This is a genomic window from Campylobacter sp. US50a (genome assembly GCF_004379015.1).
Lineage (GTDB): Bacteria > Campylobacterota > Campylobacteria > Campylobacterales > Campylobacteraceae > Campylobacter_D > Campylobacter_D jejuni.
Window position 1 is genome coordinate 1 of sequence record NZ_RYYJ01000109.1, and the last position, 247, is coordinate 247.

Sequence of the window (247 nt, forward strand, 5' to 3'; positions counted from 1 at the left end):
CTTATTAATACCTGTGTGCAAATATTGTTTTAATTCTATGTTTAAGTTTTTTCCGCTAAATTTTGAAAGCTCACCATAGTTATCATTGTTTGGGCGATAAGGAATGTAATCTAGTGCATCTTTAGTATTATTTGGCTTATTACCAACAACGGCAACTGTAGAATTTGGAGCAAAAGGAACCACCCAATCATCAGCTCCTGCATAAACAAGTTTAAAACTATCAATTGCATCAATATCAGTAATATAG

At 32.4% G+C, this 247-nt stretch carries 1 pseudogene; it reads right to left on the minus strand.

From position 1 onward, the window contains the following. A pseudogene (locus ELQ11_RS09835) lies at window positions 1-247 on the minus strand (conjugal transfer protein TraN); the annotation flags it as partial.